The 15,983-nt window shown below is 70.9% G+C and carries 16 protein-coding genes and 1 tRNA gene; 5 read left to right on the top strand and 12 right to left on the bottom strand.

Annotation, left to right across the window (positions count from 1 at the left end; genetic code table 11):
* Positions 1–2: 2 nt before the first annotated feature.
* Both N8I87_RS14335 and N8I87_RS14340 read right to left on the bottom strand, forming a co-directional pair.
* Positions 3–2,090, bottom strand: coding sequence for a YfjP family GTPase (locus N8I87_RS14335; protein WP_263208877.1), 2,088 nt, complete (start codon positions 2,088–2,090; stop codon positions 3–5).
* A gap of 3 nt (positions 2,091–2,093) precedes the next feature.
* Positions 2,094–3,701, bottom strand: a complete 1,608-nt coding sequence (locus tag N8I87_RS14340) for a dynamin family protein (protein WP_263208879.1) — start codon at positions 3,699–3,701, stop codon at positions 2,094–2,096.
* Positions 3,702–4,021: 320 nt separating this feature from the next.
* Here N8I87_RS14340 and N8I87_RS14345 point away from each other — a divergent pair.
* Positions 4,022–4,094: transfer RNA gene (locus N8I87_RS14345), tRNA-Arg, on the top strand.
* Between the two features lie 278 nt (positions 4,095–4,372).
* Here the strand turns inward: N8I87_RS14345 and N8I87_RS14350 are convergent.
* Complete coding sequence (locus N8I87_RS14350; RefSeq protein ID WP_263208881.1) at positions 4,373–4,588, bottom strand: hypothetical protein; 216 nt, start codon at positions 4,586–4,588, stop codon at positions 4,373–4,375.
* Between the two features lie 245 nt (positions 4,589–4,833).
* Here N8I87_RS14350 and N8I87_RS14355 point away from each other — a divergent pair, with 245 nt between their 5' ends.
* A complete protein-coding gene (locus N8I87_RS14355) occupies positions 4,834–5,550 on the top strand; it encodes a TetR/AcrR family transcriptional regulator (protein ID WP_263208882.1) in 717 nt (238 codons plus the stop codon).
* A 52-nt stretch (positions 5,551–5,602) separates the two neighbouring features.
* Positions 5,603–6,562, top strand: a complete 960-nt coding sequence (locus N8I87_RS14360) for a D-2-hydroxyacid dehydrogenase family protein (RefSeq protein WP_263208884.1) — start codon at positions 5,603–5,605, stop codon at positions 6,560–6,562.
* A 7-nt stretch (positions 6,563–6,569) separates the two neighbouring features.
* Here N8I87_RS14360 and N8I87_RS14365 read toward each other — a convergent pair whose 3' ends face one another.
* The 7 genes from N8I87_RS14365 to N8I87_RS14405 form a co-directional block, all read right to left on the bottom strand.
* Positions 6,570–7,154, bottom strand: coding sequence for a vitamin K epoxide reductase family protein (locus tag N8I87_RS14365; RefSeq protein WP_263208886.1), 585 nt, complete (start codon positions 7,152–7,154; stop codon positions 6,570–6,572).
* A complete protein-coding gene (locus N8I87_RS14370; protein WP_263208888.1) occupies positions 7,154–7,654 on the bottom strand; it encodes a DUF5949 family protein in 501 nt (166 codons plus the stop codon). Before N8I87_RS14370 ends, N8I87_RS14365 begins: the two co-directional genes overlap by 1 nt.
* A gap of 180 nt (positions 7,655–7,834) precedes the next feature.
* Positions 7,835–8,125 (bottom strand): hypothetical protein, encoded by a 291-nt coding sequence (locus tag N8I87_RS14375; protein ID WP_263208889.1) that lies wholly within the window; start codon positions 8,123–8,125, stop codon positions 7,835–7,837.
* A 213-nt stretch (positions 8,126–8,338) separates the two neighbouring features.
* A complete protein-coding gene (locus N8I87_RS14380) occupies positions 8,339–8,578 on the bottom strand; it encodes a chaplin (protein ID WP_263208891.1) in 240 nt (79 codons plus the stop codon).
* A 361-nt stretch (positions 8,579–8,939) separates the two neighbouring features.
* Positions 8,940–10,022 (bottom strand): chaplin, encoded by a 1,083-nt coding sequence (locus N8I87_RS44010; protein WP_411577227.1) that lies wholly within the window; start codon positions 10,020–10,022, stop codon positions 8,940–8,942.
* 177 nt (positions 10,023–10,199) lie between these two features.
* Positions 10,200–10,427, bottom strand: a complete 228-nt coding sequence (locus N8I87_RS14400) for a chaplin family protein (protein ID WP_263208893.1) — start codon at positions 10,425–10,427, stop codon at positions 10,200–10,202.
* A gap of 209 nt (positions 10,428–10,636) precedes the next feature.
* The gene (locus N8I87_RS14405) at positions 10,637–11,047 is read right to left on the bottom strand and encodes a rodlin (protein WP_263208895.1); all 411 of its coding nucleotides are present in this window, start codon (positions 11,045–11,047) and stop codon (positions 10,637–10,639) included.
* Positions 11,048–11,268: 221 nt separating this feature from the next.
* Here N8I87_RS14405 and N8I87_RS14410 point away from each other — a divergent pair, with 221 nt between their 5' ends.
* Both N8I87_RS14410 and N8I87_RS14415 read left to right on the top strand, forming a co-directional pair.
* On the top strand, positions 11,269–11,679 hold the full coding sequence (locus tag N8I87_RS14410) for a rodlin (RefSeq protein ID WP_263208897.1): 411 nt from the start codon (positions 11,269–11,271) through the stop codon (positions 11,677–11,679).
* A gap of 224 nt (positions 11,680–11,903) precedes the next feature.
* On the top strand, positions 11,904–12,311 hold the full coding sequence (locus N8I87_RS14415) for a rodlin (RefSeq protein ID WP_263208899.1): 408 nt from the start codon (positions 11,904–11,906) through the stop codon (positions 12,309–12,311).
* Positions 12,312–12,368: 57 nt separating this feature from the next.
* On the opposite strand, the gene N8I87_RS14420 is transcribed toward N8I87_RS14415, so the two are convergent.
* A complete protein-coding gene (locus N8I87_RS14420) occupies positions 12,369–14,288 on the bottom strand; it encodes an AMP-dependent synthetase/ligase (RefSeq protein ID WP_263208901.1) in 1,920 nt (639 codons plus the stop codon).
* A 114-nt stretch (positions 14,289–14,402) separates the two neighbouring features.
* Positions 14,403–15,944 (bottom strand): vWA domain-containing protein, encoded by a 1,542-nt coding sequence (locus N8I87_RS14425; RefSeq protein ID WP_263208902.1) that lies wholly within the window; start codon positions 15,942–15,944, stop codon positions 14,403–14,405.
* Positions 15,945–15,983: the final 39 nt, after the last annotated feature.

Below are 15,983 nucleotides of genomic sequence, written 5' to 3' on the forward strand. Positions count from 1 at the left end.
ACTCACCCCACGGCGGTTCCGGCCCTGGTCACCCGCACGTACTGCTCCCGCACCTCCCGGTACCTCAGCAGCTCCGCGGCCAGTGGATCGAGCACCCTGGCCCGGCCGCAGCCCGCGGCCGCCTCCCGCAATCGCCGCTCCGCCTCCTGGCCGTACCGCCGTGCGGGCCCGCGCGCCGCCATCCGGCAGCCCCACTCCACGAGCGGCCCGCCGACGATGCCCGCCAGCATCAGCAGCACCGGCACCGCGAGGTTCGGCGCCAAGAGCCCGGCGATCTGGCCCACCAGCCACAGCCCGCCGATGACCTGAAGGATCGTCATGGACGCCTGGGCCAGCACGGCCGCCGGCCACCAGCCCGGCCGCGGCGGTCGCCCCGGCGGCAGGCCGGCCCGCGCCGCCAGGTCGTCCAGCGCCTCGGGCAGGCCCTGGGACCCCCGTACCGCCGCCTCGCGCACCGCCTGCGCCCAGGGCGCCGGCAGCCCGGCCGAGGCCCGCTCCGACACCGTACGGACCGCCTGCTCGACGCGCTGCCGTGCCGTCGCCTCCTCGTCGGCCTGCGTACGCAGGGTCAGCTGCCCGGTGGAGGGCTCGCCGCGGCCCTGGTACCAGCGCCACAGCCGGAGCCAGGGCGTGCCACAGGCCCGGTTGGCGTTGCGCAGCCAGGCACGTTCGGCGGCCTCGCCCGCGGCGGTGGCGCCGACCGCCTCCGCGAGCCGGGCGGAGAACTCGTCCCGCGCCTCCTCGCTCAGCCCCGTACGGCGCCCGGTGGCGTAGACGGGCAGCAGCCGGTCCGCGGCCGAGTCCAGATCGGCCGCGATACGACGGGCCGCGACCCGGCGCTGCGACACGAACTGACCGAGCACCTCCCGCAGTTCGCCGACGCCGTCCCCGGTGAGCGCGGACAGCGCGAGCACGGTCGCGCCCGGTTCGCCGTGCTCCCCCAGGGCGATCCCGTCCTCGTCGAGCAGCCGCCGCAGGTCGCAGAGGACCTGGGCGGTGGCCTCGCCGGGCAGCCGGTCGATCTGGTTGAGCGCGATGATCATGACCTCGGAGTGGCCGGCCATGGGCCGCAGATAGCGCTCGTGGAGCATGGCGTCGGCGTACTTCTCCGGGTCGACGACCCAGATGACGGCGTCGACGAGCTTCAGGACGCGGTCCACCTGCTCGCGGTGCTGTACGGCCGCCGAGTCGTGATCGGGCAGGTCGACCAGGACGAGCCCGCGCAACTGTGCCTCCGCCTCCGGGCTCTGCACCGGGCGCCGGCGCAGTCGTCCGGGGATGCCCAGGCGGTCGATGAGGCTCGCCGCGCCGTCACTCCAGCTGCAGGTGATGGGGGCGGCGGTGGTCGGCCGCCGTACTCCGGTCTCCGAAATGGCCACGCCCGCGAGCGCGTTGAACAGCTGCGATTTGCCGCTGCCGGTGGCGCCCGCGATCGCGACGACGGTGTGCTCTCCGGAGAGCTTGCGGCGCGCCGCCGCCTCGTCGAGGACCCGGCCCGCCTCGGCGAGGGTCCGGCTGTCGAGGCGGGTACGGGAGAGACCGACCAGTTCGCCCAGGGCGTCCAGACGGGAGCGGAGCGGGCCGTCGTACGCCAGGGAGGCCACCGGCTGTGTGCCGGGGTGACGGGTCTCGACGAGGGGCGCCGGTTCGGTGGCGGCCTCGGTGACACGCCGTGCGATGAGGCCGTCGTCCCAGGCTTCCGGGGTGTCGGTGGCGGGCCGGACGGAGGAGTTGGAGGCGGGCGGGGCGCCGTGGCCGTCCCCCACGCGCGCGTGCTGCGGCGTGGTCGAGCGATCGGCTTCGGGGGCGTTGTTGGCGCCCGCTGCGGCGGAGGTGGCCTCTTTGCGGAGGGCGTGGTCGCGTTCCTTGGTGTTCTTGGTGTTGTTGACGTTCCTGGTGTTGGTGGTGGCGTTGGTGCTGTTGGTGGACATGGCGGCCTCGGTGTCCTCGGTGCTCGATGCCGCGTTCTCGGCGTGACCGGTGTGATTGGTGTGACCGGCGTTCTCGATGCGATCCGTGTGCTCTGCGTGCTCCCTGCGTTCAGGATGTTCCGGGTGGTCCGTGTGGTCCTGGTCAGTGACGGCGGTCACCGGTCACCTCTCCTTCTGCAGTACGGACAGCGCGGCGATGAGTTCGGCCTGTGATTCGGCGTGGACGTCAAGGGCGTCCAGCGGGGCGAGGCGGCGCTCGCGTTCGATGTGCATGACCCGGTCCAGATGTTCGTTGAGCAGCCGTCCGGCGCGTTCGCGCAGCCGCATCGCACCGTGGACGCCGATCCGCTCGGCGAGTCCCTCACCCGCGGTCCGGGCCCGGTGTGCGCCCAGCAGCGCGGTGGCGGCCAGGGCGGCGACGATCTCGGTCTCGGGCGCGAGGCTCCGTTCGATCTTGCGGACCTCGTCCTCGGCGTACTCCTCGAGTTCGCGCCGCCAGCGCCGTACGGCCAGGCCGATGCGGTGCTCGGCGCTCTCCAGGGACGGGTCCCGCTCCACGAGCCCGGGCGCGTCCGCGGCCGGCTCCCGCCGCCAGGACTGGTCGACGCGCTCGTCGGCGGCGGTGACGGCGCACAGGAGCAACGCCGCCAGGCTCTCCAGCAGGGCGTCGAGCAGCTCGCTCGCGGTGCAGTCGAGGGGAAAGGCGCGCCAGCGCTTCAGGGCGCCCCCGGCGAGTACGGCACCGGACTGCAACCGCCCCCGCACGCGCGTGTGCTCGCTGTCGTAGGCCGCGTCGACGGCGGAGGTGAGGCGCAGCGCGGCCGCGTACTGGGCGGCGGTGGCGCTGGCCAGCTCGGGCAGCCGGGCCTTCAGCGACTCGAGGACCCCGTACGCCGTACGCGCCAGGGCGTGTTGCCGGGCGCCGGGATCCTGTGCCATCTGGACGAGCCAGGTCCGCAGCGGGGCCACGGCGGTGGCCGGCAGCAGTCCGCCGCCCCAGGCCGATTCGGGCAGCTCAGGCACGGTGAACCGGGGTACGTGGCCGAGACCGGCCTTGGTGAGCAGGGCACCGTACTGGCGGGAGACCTCGGCGACGACCTGGTGCGGCACCCGGTCCAGGACGGTCACCAAGGTGACGTCGTACTCCTTGGCGGTGCGCAGCAGATGCCAGGGCACGGCGTCGGCGTACCGGGCGGCCGTGGTCACCATGACCCAGATGTCGGCGGCGCAGATCAGTTCGGCGGCGAGGACGCGGTTCTCGGCGACGAGGGAGTCGACGTCGGGCGCGTCGAGCAGGGCGAGCCCGGCCGGGAGGCTGTCGGCGGTTTCGATCCGCAGCACCCGCGCGGGGTCCTCACCCGGGAGGAGCAGGTCGTCCCCCGGTTCCTGCTGGGGCACCCACACGCGCGTGAGGTCGGGCAGCACCCGCATGCCGCTGAACCAGTGATGGTCCTCCGGATGGCACACCAGTACAGGTGTCCGGGTCGTCGGCCGCAGCACACCCGCCTCGCTGACCCGCCGCCCCACGAGGGAGTTGACGAGGGTCGACTTGCCGGCCCCCGTGGATCCGCCGACAACGGCCAGCAAGGGCGCTTCGGGTTCTCTCAATCGGGGCACCAAATAGTCGTCGAGCTGTGCGAGCAGTTCGTCGCGGTTGGCACGCGCGCGTGGGGCCCCCGCCAGAGGCAGCGGGAAGCGTGCGGCGGCGACACGGTCGCGCAGGGCGGAGAGTGTGTCGAGCAGCTGAGGCCGTACGTCCAAGGTCACCACATGCGAAGAATGCCCAATTTTGGGGGAATTCTGAAGCATATAGACATGTCTGCGCGCCGACGGGACACATCGGACGGAAGGGATGACCGGGACGCGGGCACAGTCCAGGCATAACGAGTGCACAACACCCGGTGCGCGAGACGCCAAAAGCGGTGCACGATTCGTACCTGCCTGCGATTATCAGGACCGCTTCACCGAACCTCCACATTGAGCCACGGAGGCGAAGCAACAGGGACAGGGATCCAGGAGCTCTATCCTTGTCCCCGGCAACGTCACGGATCAGCCCGCACCCGGGCAGCACGTACGAGGCCACCACACCGGCCCCCGTAGCTCAGTGGATAGAGCAGGCGCCTTCTAAGCGCTTGGCCGCAGGTTCGAGTCCTGCCGGGGGCGCCGACCCGCGATCGGCCCTGTCTGGACGTTACCGCAGGTCAGGAGCGCGCTTCCGTGCTGGTAGAGCGACAGGTCGTGTGCGCCTCGTAGGGCGCGCACACCGCATGCCCCACCGGTCATGGTCGGGATGTTCGACGAGCCATCGAAGCGCGGCCCGGATCACCTCAACCTGGTAGCCATGGCAGGCGATCGGCGTCCTCGATCTGCCGCCGCCCGAACCGTGCCTGAGGGATGGACAGTGGGCATCCTCAGCCACGCGCCCCGGACCTGTCTCCCGGCTACTGCCAGGCGCGGACCAGATCTTCAGGCCCCCAGTGGGCCGCGAGAGGCAGATCGTCGGCCACCCCGCTGCGGGACACCGCAACCAGCGGGGTGTCCGGCCCGGCGCCGGGCACCGCGAGCACATCCCGAACCTGGGCGTCGTATTCACGTCGACCGAACGGCTGGGACTCCATCCACTTGATGGTGCCGATGAAGTGCACCGTGCCCGCCACGGGTTCACGGTCGGCGCCGACCAGGTCGATCTCGGGGTTGTTCTGCCGGTTCCACCAACCGCCGACCGCCTCCGTCTCCGGCCACCGCTCTCTCGCCGTGGGCGGGCTCGCTCAATGGGGTTGCCAGTCCTGGATGGCGAGAACGGCCGAGAAGAAGGCCGAACGCATGTGATCGTTTCACGGTACTTGCACGGTGTGCAGCACAGACTCGAACACTGTTCAAGTCCGTCGGCTACGCTGACTCCATGCCGCGGGAAACCTTGAATCGCGATCAAATCGTCGAAGTCGCGATCGAGCTCCTCGACGGCGCGGGAATCGAGGGCCTGAGCATGCGGCGCCTCGGCAAGCGGCTGGACTCGGCCGCTACGGCCATGTACTGGCACGTCGGCAGCAAGGAGAACCTGGTCGTGCTCGCCGCCGACCGGGTCTGGGGTGAGATCGAGCTGCTCGACCCCGTCGAGACCGGCTGGCGGACGGCCGCACGCGCGCTGGTCCAGGACACGTACGCGATGGTCAAGCGCCACCCCTGGCTGATACCGGCGATCAGCACGTACGTCGTGCACGGCCCCGGGATGGCCCGCTTCCAGAACCACTCGTACGCCGTCTACGAGGCGGCCGGGTTCAGGGGACGCGACCTCGACTGGGCCGTGAACACCGCATTCACCTTCGTGGCGGGCTTCGCTCTGTTCGACGCCGCCCAGGCCGCCGCGGCCAGGGCCATGGCCGCGGCCCCCGACCTCGCGGTACGGGCGGACGAGATCGCCGCCCGGTATCCCCGGCTGCGCGAGCGCACGGAGGCGCTGCGCGGGATCGACGCCGCCGAACTGATCGGCCAGAGCTTCGCCTTCGGCCTCGACACCGTCCTCGACGGCCTGGAGGCCCGGCTGCGCGGCGAGGGCAGCACGGCCGGGGTCCCTTCGATCGCCGGCACCTCCAACGCCGTACCCGGTTTGCTGCACTGATCGCCACGCAGGGCCCGCCGGGTACAGTCGCCGGCGAGGAGGGTGAGGCGACGTGCGACTTCGCTGTGCGGTGCTGGACGACTTCCAGGGTGTGGCCATCGGGTCGGCCGACTGGTCGGTACTTGAGGGGGAAGTGGAGGTCGTCTCGCTGCGCGAGCACATCGTCGATGAGGACGGCCTCGCGGCACAGCTCTCCGACTTCGACATCGTGGTCACCCTGCGCGAGCGCGTGCCGTTCCCGGGCTCGCTCATCACCCGGCTGCCCCGGCTGCGGCTGCTCGTCGCCTCCGGGATGCGCAACAGCGTCATCGACTACGCCGCCGCCGAGGCGCACGGCGTCACGGTGTGCGGCACGACGAGTTCCTCGACCCCGCCCGTCGAACTGACCTGGGCGCTGCTGCTCGGGCTCGCCCGCGGCATCGTCGAGGAGAGCAACTCGCTTCGCTCGGGCGGCCCTTGGCAGTCCACCGTCGGTGCCGACCTGCACGGTCGGCGGCTCGGGCTGCTCGGGCTCGGCAAGATCGGCAGCAAGGTGGCACAGGTCGGGCTCGCCTTCGGCATGCGGGTCAGCGCCTGGAGCCAGAACCTCACAGAGGAGCGCGCCGACGAGGTGGGCGTCGACCTGGCCCCCTCACTGGAGGACCTCCTGGCCACCAGCGACTTCGTCTCCGTCCATCTGGCCCTCGGCGACCGCACCCGCGGTCTGCTGGGTCCGGCCGAACTCGCCCTGCTGAAGCCGACCGCCTACCTGGTCAACACCTCTCGCTCGGCGATCGTCGACCAGGACGCGCTGCTGGCCGCGCTCAACTCGGGCCGTATCGCCGGCGCCGCCGTCGACGTCTTCGACATCGAGCCCCTGCCCGCCGACCACCCGATGCGCACCGCGCCCCGCCTCCTGGCCACTCCCCACCTCGGCTATGTCTCGAGGGACAACTACGCCGCCTACTACGGCCAGGCGGTCGAGAACATCCGCGCGTACCTGGCGGGTTCGCCGGTACGACGGCTGCCCTGAGCCGGGGTCAGCTCGTCCAGAAGTCCCACCAGCGGGTGAGGATCAGCATGCCGACGATGCCGATGTGCAGCAGCGGCAGCACCCAGGTGAACTCGGCGAGGAATGCCTTCAACGCCTCCGGTGCGGGCAGGAAGCCGTTGAGCACGTTGAAGGACGTCACGTACCAGAACATGATGATCGTGGCGACCCAGGCCAGACAGCACCACAGGCACAGCGCGTTGATCCGGTACAGCGACTCGAACTGCAGCCACGACACGAAACCGATGCCGAACAGGCACCCGGCCTCGAAGGTCAGCCAGTACCAGCCGGGGAACGCGGCCCCGGCCAGCAGGCTCATGCCGACACAGATCACGATGCCGTAGGCCACCAGGCCCAGCATCGGGTTGGGGAAGCCGAAGGCCGCGGCCTGGTCGCTCTTCATCACATTGCCGCAGGCGACCACCGGGTTCAGGCTGCACCCCGGGACGAAGGCCGGGTTCTCCAGCAGTTTGAACTTGTCGATGGTGATGATCCAGGAGGCCAGCAGCCCGGCCGCCCCCGTGAGCACCAGCATCAGCGCGAAGGCGCGGCCGGTGCCCGCCGTCCGCCGCATCAGCCGCGCAGGCTGCGGGCCGGCAGGAGGACGTGCGCGGCGGCGTTCAGGGTCTCCTCGGCGCCCGCGAACGCGATCAGCGCCTCCGGGGCGACCGGCTCACCGGGACGGGCCCCGGGCCACGGGCGGGTGGTGAACACGAGGTGGGCGTGGCCGCGTCGGGCCACCGCCGCGAGCCACTCCGGCGGCGCTGCGCACTGGGCCCTGAACTGCGGCGTGGTGAGCACGGCCTGACCGGCCTCGACGAGCAGGGTCACCGGCAGGCCGGACTTCTCGGCGGCGTCGACCAGGTCCCCGTCGGCCCGCAGGCCGTTGAGCGCCAGCAGCCGCTCGATCGCCGCCGCGGTCGCCGCCGGGCCGCCCTGTGCGTCCCCGAGGGAGTAGGCCAGCAGGTACGGCATGTCGGTTCCGTCGGGGCCCGGTCCGCTCCAGGGGAGTACGACGAGGGTGCCGACGTCGGCGACGCGGAAGGGGCGCGTTGCGCTTGAGGTTGAGGTCACCGCGCGACCTTATCCACGGGTCGGCGGGCGGCCCGGCGCGTCATCACCCGACCGGCGGATACCGCTGGGGGCCTCCACACGAACGAGGGACGTCGCCTCTTGACGTCCCTCGTCTTTTCTCCAACGTCCGTCAACGTCCCTCGACATCCCTCGACGCCCCTCGAACGTCCCACGTGCGGGTCAGCTCTGCAGCGGCAGACCGCCCAGCAGCGGGCTGTGCTGGTTGAGGGCACCGGTCACACCCTTCACCGCGTTGAGCGCAGAGCCTTTGTTCTCGCTGTCGAGGGCGTCCGACTGATGCTGCAGCGGCATCACGTCGTTCAGCTCGAGCGGACCCTTGGTGAGCGTGTTCACGCCGCCGTTGAGGCTGGTGGGCGTGAGGTCGGCGGTGCTGTGGGCGAACGCGGGCGCAGCGGCGCCGGTGAGGGCCAGGGAACCGGCAACGACAGCGGCAGCCTTCAGGGACTTCATCGTGTTCCTTTCTCGGCGACTCAAGTCACCTCGGGTGAGTCCGACGCCGTGTGCAACGAGTTCCGGGCGGGGCGGAAACCCCGTACCCGGAAGGGATACGAAATCTCCGCCGGAGTACGGCCGTCGGCGCCCCGGTGCGGGCAGACGCAAGCCGACCGCCCTCCCGCGGGGAAACCGCGGACGGACGGCCGGCCGAAGGGGTGTGCTGCGACGTCAGCCGTTGGTGCAGGCGTTGCCGAACGAAGGGTTCAGCAGGGCGACCACGTCAACGGTGTTGCCGCAGACGTTGACCGGCACGTGGACCGGAACCTGGACGACATTGCCCGACAGCACGCCCGGCGAGTTGCTGGCGGTGCCTTGCGCGCCACTGTCGGCAGCGGCGATGCCAGCACCGCCGGCAACGGCAGCGGCAGCGGCGGTGGTCAGAACCAGGCCCTTCGCGATACGCGACATGGAGAGGTGCTCCTTGGGGTCGAGACAAACATCCGGACGGGGATGCCCGGCGTTGTGTCAACGCGTGGCGCTCCTGCGAGTTGTGCCCCCAAAGGAGTGATCCGAGAAGTGAGTCACCATCTTCACGAATCAGACACAGTCGCCTGTTTTCTTTGGAATTAGTACGGATAGCGGCCGGAGTTGCGGGGCAACACCCGCCGCGCCGACGCGTGCTCCACCTGCGCATGACAAGCAAGCACGAACACTGCGCGCACGGCGGCGGCCTTCACGGCCCGCACGCACGTGCGCGAGGTACGGCGCCGAAGCGGGCGCGCGCTGAAGAACACGGGTGCCGGGCGTTGGCGGCCCGGCACCCGGAGAACTACCGACGGGACGTGGCTCGGCCTCGCCGGTACAGGATCGTCCCGCCCATGACCAGCGCCAGGCTGGCGGCGGAGGCGGCGAGCGTGGCCTCCGTACCGGTGCGCGCCAGCTGGGGCGGCGCTGCCTGGTCATCACCGCTGGGGGTGGTGAGAGGCGTCGCCGCCGGCGTGGCGGTACGCGGCGGAGTCACGGTACGGGGCGGGGCCACCGGCGTCGTCGTACGCGGCGGAGTCACGGGCGTCGTGCCCGGGGGCGTCACCGGCGGCGTCACGGGAGGCGTGACCGGTGGCGTCACCGGCGGCGTCACGGGAGGCGTGACCGGTGGCGTCACCGGGGGCGTCACCGGCGGAGTCACCGGTGGCGTGGTCGTCCCCGGCGGGGTGACCGGCGGCGTCGTCCTCGGCGGGGTCACGGGCGGCGTGGTCGTCCCCGGCGGGGTGACCGGCGGTGTCGTCGTGCTCGGCGGAGTCACCGGCGTACTGGTCCTGCCCGGCGGAGTGCCGGTGTTGGCGCAGCCGTTCCCGAAGACGGGGTTGAGTACGCCGATCACGTTCGCGGAGTCACCGCACACGTTCACCGGTACGTCCACCGGCACCTGCGCGGTGTTGCCGGAGCCGACTCCGGGCGAGTCCGTCGAGGTGCCGGACGCCGACGCGCCGGTGGTGGCGCTGCCGGAGCCCGAGGTGTTCGCGCAAGAGTTGCCGAACGCCGGGTTCAACAGGCTGGCGACATCAACGGAGTTGCCGCACGCGTTCACCGGCACATGAACCGGCGCCTGGACGGTGTTGCCGGACGCGACTCCGGGCGAGTTGGCCGTGGAGCCGGACGCCGACGCGCCGGTGGTGCCGACCGTGCCGGAACCCGAGGTGTTCGCGCAAGAGTTGCCGAACGCCGGGTTCAACGCGCCGACGACGTCAACGGAGTTGCCGCACGCGTTCACCGGCACATGAACCGGTACCTGGACGGTGTTGCCGGACGCGACTCCGGGTGAGTCCTTGGCGGACCCGCTCGCACCCGTGTCGGCCAGCGCGACGCCGCCGCACAGGGACACGATGCTCGTCGCGGCGGCAGCCGCGACCATTCCCTTACTCAGGGTCTGTCGCAATCTCGTTGATCTTCCTGCTTGAAGAATTGGGGGACCGGCCTCGGAGCGAGTGAACCCAAGGATCAAGGGATCGAAAGATCGGGAGATCGAGGGGTCGAACTGTCCGAGGCCGGCCGTGACGCGGCCGGGTGGCCTGCGCGATGCGTTACGTCGTCACTGGTTGCTGCAGGCGTTGCCCGACGCCGGGTTCAGCAGACCGACGACGTTCAGCGAGTTGCCGCACACGTTGACCGGGATGTGCACGGGGACCTGGATGACGTTGCCGGACAGGACGCCCGGGCTCCCGGTGGCCGAGCCGGAGGCGCCTGAGTCGGCGAACGCCGGGACGGCCGCACCGAGAGCCAGGACGATGCCGACGGCGAAGGCAGTGGTCTTCTTCATGAACTTTCCCTTCTCTGCGGTCATGCCTATGACGGCCGAAACCGAGCGAGCACGACGTGTACGGCTCGCACCATGACCGACAGGCTGTAGAACGAGGGATAGACGGTCGAAGAAACTGCGGAACGCGCGGCACCCAGGAATTCACCCTAACGCCCTTACAGAATTGACAAAGCGTAGATAAAACGCTCTTCCTGGGCGGCGGGAAATTCTCAGCTGTTGCCGGTGCCGTTGGCGGACAGCGCCGCGATGTCGTCCGCGATGTGCGACAGCGCCTCGTCGCCCTTGGCCTGCGTCGAGTTCTCGGCGCACTGCTGGTTCTGCGGCGCCGCCAGGACATTGATGTCCTGGACGGCGACCGGGACGAGGCCGACGAGCGAGCCCGCGTTGGCCTTGGCCGGCAGGCCGACACAGAGCTTGTTCAGCGAACCCTGGACCGCCGACAGCTGCGGGCTCATGGCGCCGCCGGTGGCCGAGTTGCCGAACGACTCCGTGGCGCCGACGCCGCTGGCGGAGGTGGTGCCCGTGTCGTTGCCGGTGGCAAGCGCCTCGGGAGCCGCTGCCGCCGACGCACCGACGACGGATGCGGCGACAGCCGCCGCGGCCATTGCCTTCTTGAGCATTTCGCTTTCCTTTCCTGTCCTGGCTCCTCGCCAAGACGCATGTTCCTGCGTCCACTTCAACCGGGAGCGCCGTGAATGGTTGCGGCCCGTCACCCGAACGGACCTGTTTGGCGCATGGAATTCGTTTGGGCCGACCGAGTGAATTGCAGCAACCATGCGACCGGGCGCCAGTTGAAGCAGGGCGCTCCGGTGGACGGGGTTTCTCCAGAAGGGAACTGCAAGTGATCAAGAAGGTTCTGGCCTCCGCAGCGGTCGCCGCTTCCGTCGTGGGTGCCTCGGCCGCCGCCGCCTCACCCGCGCTCGCGACCGGCAACGACACGGGCACCACCTCCGCCAGCGGCGTCGGGGCCGCCCAGTCGTTCGGCAACTCGGCCACGTACGGAAACATGAGCCCCCAGATGGCGCTCGTCCAGGGCTCGCTCAACAAGCCCTGCATCGGTCTGCCCGCCAAGGCGAACGTCGGCTCGGTCGTCGGCGTCATCCCGGTCGCGGTTCAGGACCTCAACGTCCTGTCGTCCCCGCAGAACCAGCAGTGCGTCGAGAACTCGACCCAGGCCAAGGGCGACGAGCCGCTGTCGCACATCCTGGACGACATCTCGGCGCTGTCCGCCAACGGCACGGGCAACAGCTGATCGGACGCTTCCCGGACCCCCTTCCGGGTTGTCACCAGCGGGCCGCCGAGTTTTCGGCGGCCCGCTGCCTTACGTTGCGTCACGCCCAGGGGACACGGGGGTGCCTTTTCCCATGATCGGACTGAGCTGGGCCGATCGGAGCAGCCCCCGCAACCTCAACCACTCCGAACAGTTGACGATCACGCAGCTCCTCCCCGGAGTCCGCTTTTTCGAAGGGAACGAACATGAAGAAGCTGTGGGCAACCGCGGCTGTCGCCGCCTCCGTCGCCGGTCTCGCGGGCGCGGCCGCCCCCCAGGCGCTCGCCATCGGCAACGACAACGGCACCACGTCCGCCAGCGGCACCGACGCCACGTCGATGTTCGGCAACTCGACCACCGCCGGTGACATGAGCCCGCAGCTGTCGCTGGTCCAGGGATCGCTGAACAAGCCCTGCGTCGGTCTGCCCGCCAAGGTGAACGCGGGTTCCCTGGTCGGTGCCATCCCCGTCGCGGTTCAGGACGTCAACGTCCTTTCCTCCCCGCAGAACCAGCAGTGCGTCGAGAACTCGACCCAGGCCAAGGGCGACGAGCCGCTGTCGCACGTCCTGGACGACATCTCGGCCCTGTCCGGCAACGGCACCAGCAACGGCTGAGCCTGCCCTCCGCCTCGGCGGGTCACCGGATACTTCCGGTGACCCGCCGTTCGCGTGTCACGGGTGGTAGATCGCCTCGATCTGCTCCCCGTACGCCGCCGTCACCGCGTGCCGCTTGACCTTGAGCGACGGCGTCAGCAACCCGTTGTCCTCGCTGAACTCCCCCTCGACCAGGGCGAAGGCCCGGATGGACTCGGCGCGCGAGACGGCCTCGTTGGCGTAGTCGACGGCCTTTTGCACATCGGCACGCAGCCGTGGGTCCCGGACCAGCTCGGACAGCGGGGTGTCCACGGGCAGCTTCCGTACGGACAGCCAGTGGGCGACCGCCTCGGGGTCGAGGGTGATCAGGGCGGCGACGAAGGGGCGGTTGTCGCCGACGACCAGGCACTGGCCGACCGGGGAGCGGCTGCGCAGCCGGTCCTCCAGGACGGCCGGGGAGACGTTCTTGCCGCCGGAGGTGACGAGGATGTCCTTCTTGCGGCCGGTGATGGTGAGGTAGCCGTCGTCGTCGAGGGAGCCGAGGTCGCCGGTGGCGAACCAGCCCTCGCGCAGCGCCGCCTCGGTCGCGGCCGGGTTGTTCCAGTACGCCCCGAAGACCAGCCCGCCCTTGATCAGCACCTCGCCGTCGTCGGCGATACGGACGGCCGCACCGGGCACCGGCTGGCCGACCGTGCCGGGGCGGGGCCCCAGCGGGGGCACGATGGTGGCGGCGGCGGTGGTCTCGGTGAGGCCGTAGCCCTCGTAGACGATGATTCCGGCCGCGGAGAAGAAGAGGTTGAGGTTGCGGTCGAGCGGGGAGCCGCCGCTGATGGCGTACCGCAGGCGGCCGCCGAGCTCCTTGCGGACACGGCGGTAGACCAGCAGGTCGTACAGCGCCCAGGCGGCGTACAGGCCGGGGCCGGGGCCCTTGCCGGTGCCCAGGAACCTGCGCAGATACGCCTCCCCGAAGCGGACGGCGATCCGGTCGGCGCGGTCGAAGGACGCGCCCCGGCCGATCCGCTCGGCGGTCGCGCGCCCGGTGTCGTGGATCTTCTCGAAGAGGTACGGCACCCCGACCAGGAAGGTGGGGCGGAACTCCCGCAGCGCCGGGCGGAGTTCGTCGGGCCTGACACTGGGGAAGTGGCCGATCTCGATACGGGCCATCAGACAGGCGATCTGCAGGGTGCGGCCCATGATGTGGGCGAGCGGCAGGAAGAGCAGGGTGGAGGCGGTCTGTCCGGTGACCGCCTGGAAGACGGGGTGGAGCAGTTCGACCGTGTTGGCGGCCTCGGCGTGCAGATTGGCATGGGTGAGGACACAGCCCTTGGGTTCTCCGGTGGTGCCGGAGGTGTAGCAGACCGTGGCCACGGTGTCGGGGGTCAGGGCGCCGCGGCGCTTGGCGACCTCCTCGTCGGCGATGTCCCGGCCGAGGGTGGTGAGTTCGGCCAGGGCGTCCGCGTCGAGCCGCCAGACGCGCGGGGGTTCGGGGTGGCCGGCGGTGCCGGTGGCGACGGTGGCCGCGTTCTCGGCCGTCTCGGCGACGACGTACCGGGCGCCGGAGTCGCGCACGATCCACTCCACCTGCTCGGCGGAGGAGGTCGCGTAGATCGGGACGGTCTGGCCGCCGGCCGCCCAGATGGCGAAGTCCAGGACGGTCCACTCGTAGCGGGTGCGGGACATGACGGCGACCCGGCCGCCCGGTTCGAGGCCCGCCGCGATCAGTCCCTTGGCCGCGTCCATGACGTCGCGGGCGAAGTCGGCCGCCGTGACCGGGCGCCAGACGCCGCTCTCACGACGGCGCAGGACCACGGCGCCCGGGGCCTCGGCCGCGTTGGTGAAGGGCAGGTCGGCGGTGGAGCCGGTCGTCGTGGCCGCCGCGAGCGCCGGGGTGCGGGCCTCGCGTACGACGCCGTGCTCGTCCCTGACGGTCTCGACCCGGATGCGCGCCGCCAGATCGGTGCGCCGCCGTGCCCGCTTCAAGTCCCTGCGTACGCCCATGACGGCTCCCGTCGCGGCTGTTGGCTGCCCTGCTGCCGAACGCACTTACCGGGTGGTCAACTTACTCACGCGTAAGCATAGGTCAATGGGTCCGGCAGCACCGGGAGGCGGGCGCTAGTCCAGTCCGCGTCCGGCCTCCTGGATGGCTTGGGCGAGCTGCCGAACCGCCTCGTCCTCCGTCGTACGGGCCAATTGGACGGCGTGGCCGTGGAGTTCGCCGAGGCCGGGGTCGCCGGGCAGCGTGGTCCAGCGGTCGTCCCCTTCGCGCAGGGCATCGGCGAAGTAGGCGGCCACCGCGGTGACCTGGAAGCGGGGGCTCGCGCTCCAGACGGAGTCCCGCAGGGCCCCGGTCTCCAGTTCGCCGGACTCCTCGTGCGGGTCGCGGGTGCCGGGATCGAGCCAGCGGACGGTGGCCGTGGCGAGATGGCCGTCGGTGCCCGGCTTGGTGCGGACGGCGTACAGGACGGTGACGGTGTGGCCGGGGCCGACCTCGCCGCCGTCGACGTGGTCGTTGCGGAAGTCGTCGTCGGCGACCCTGCGGTCGTCGTAGCCGACCAGGCGGAACTCGGCGACCGTGTGCGGGTCGAAGGCGACCTGGGCCTTGGCGTCGCGGGCGGTGAGCTCGATGTTCTGCGGAAGCTGCTCGCAGAACACCTTGCGGGCGTCCTCGGTGTCGGACACATACACGGTGTGCCCGTCGCCCTTGTCGGCGAGGCGTTCCATCAGGGCGTCGCCGTAGTCGCTGCCGACGCCGACGCCGAAGAGGGTGATGCCGTGCTCGCGCCGGGCGGTGGAGATGCGTTCGAGGATGGAGTCCGGGTCGGTGTCGCCGGTGTTGGCGAGCGCGTCGGAGACGAGGACGACCCGGTTGGTGGCGCCCTCGCGCAGGCCCTCGACGGCGGTGGCGTACCCGGTCTCGACGCCCGCGCCGAGGTCGGTGGAGGACAGCGCCTCCAGACCGTCGATCGCGTCGTGGATCTCGCCGCGGTGGCCGCCGAGCCGGGTCATCGGCAGCACGGTCTCGGCCTGTGAGCTGAAGGTGACGATCGCGACGGAGTCGTCGTCGCGCAGCCGGTCCGTCATCGTGTCGAGGGACTGCCTGGCGAGGTCCAGCCGGCCCGGTTCGTCCATGGAGCCGGAGACATCGACGACGAACGTCAGGGCGGCGGGCGGACGTTCACCGCTCTGCCCGGCAGTGCGCGTGGCGAGGCCGACCCTGACCAGGGACCAGTTCGGCTTGTCGGTGCGGGCGCCGTCGACCGTGACGGAGAAGCCGTTGCCGTCCGGGCGCCGGTAGTCCTGACGGAAGCTGTTGACGAACTCCTCCGGACGGATCGTCGCCGGGTCGGGCCGCTGCCCGTCGGCGAGCATGCGGCGCGCATAGCCGTAGGAGGCGGTGTCCACGTCCAGGGCGAAGGTGGACAGGTAGTCGGCCGAGGGGGTGGTCCACTCGTCGCCCTGTGCCTTCCGCGAGCCCTGGCTCTGCGCGGGAGCCGGGGCCGGGGCCGGAACCCCGCCGTTCTTCGAACCGCCCCTGTCCGCCTCGCTGTGGGAACCGTTGGCGCTGCCGCCCGAGCAGCCGGTGAGCAGCAGCCCGCCCGCCGCCGCGAGGGCGATCAGCACACTCCGTGTCCGCCGTGTCCTGTGCCACTCCATCTCGTCTGCCCCCTGTGCCCGTTGACGTCGACATCTGTG

It is taken from the genome of Streptomyces sp. HUAS 15-9 (assembly GCF_025642155.1).
Classification (GTDB): domain Bacteria; phylum Actinomycetota; class Actinomycetes; order Streptomycetales; family Streptomycetaceae; genus Streptomyces.

Excerpts from the sequence above, each read along its gene's own strand:
- N8I87_RS14375 (WP_263208889.1), bottom strand. The coding sequence starts at position 8,125 with ATGAAGTCCCTGAAGGCTGCCGCTGTCGTTGCCGGTTCCCTGGCCCTC.
- N8I87_RS14400 (WP_263208893.1), bottom strand. The coding sequence starts at position 10,427 with ATGAAGAAGACCACTGCCTTCGCCGTCGGCATCGTCCTGGCTCTCGGT.
- N8I87_RS14415 (WP_263208899.1), top strand. The coding sequence starts at position 11,904 with ATGAAGAAGCTGTGGGCAACCGCGGCTGTCGCCGCCTCCGTCGCCGGT.
- N8I87_RS14365 (WP_263208886.1), bottom strand. The coding sequence starts at position 7,154 with ATGCGGCGGACGGCGGGCACCGGCCGCGCCTTCGCGCTGATGCTGGTG.
- N8I87_RS14425 (WP_263208902.1), bottom strand. The coding sequence starts at position 15,944 with ATGGAGTGGCACAGGACACGGCGGACACGGAGTGTGCTGATCGCCCTC.
- N8I87_RS14420 (WP_263208901.1), bottom strand. The coding sequence starts at position 14,288 with ATGGGCGTACGCAGGGACTTGAAGCGGGCACGGCGGCGCACCGATCTG.
- N8I87_RS14405 (WP_263208895.1), bottom strand. The coding sequence starts at position 11,047 with ATGCTCAAGAAGGCAATGGCCGCGGCGGCTGTCGCCGCATCCGTCGTC.
- N8I87_RS14355 (WP_263208882.1), top strand. The coding sequence starts at position 4,834 with ATGCCGCGGGAAACCTTGAATCGCGATCAAATCGTCGAAGTCGCGATC.
- N8I87_RS14380 (WP_263208891.1), bottom strand. The coding sequence starts at position 8,578 with ATGTCGCGTATCGCGAAGGGCCTGGTTCTGACCACCGCCGCTGCCGCT.
- N8I87_RS44010 (WP_411577227.1), bottom strand. The coding sequence starts at position 10,022 with ATGGTCGCGGCTGCCGCCGCGACGAGCATCGTGTCCCTGTGCGGCGGC.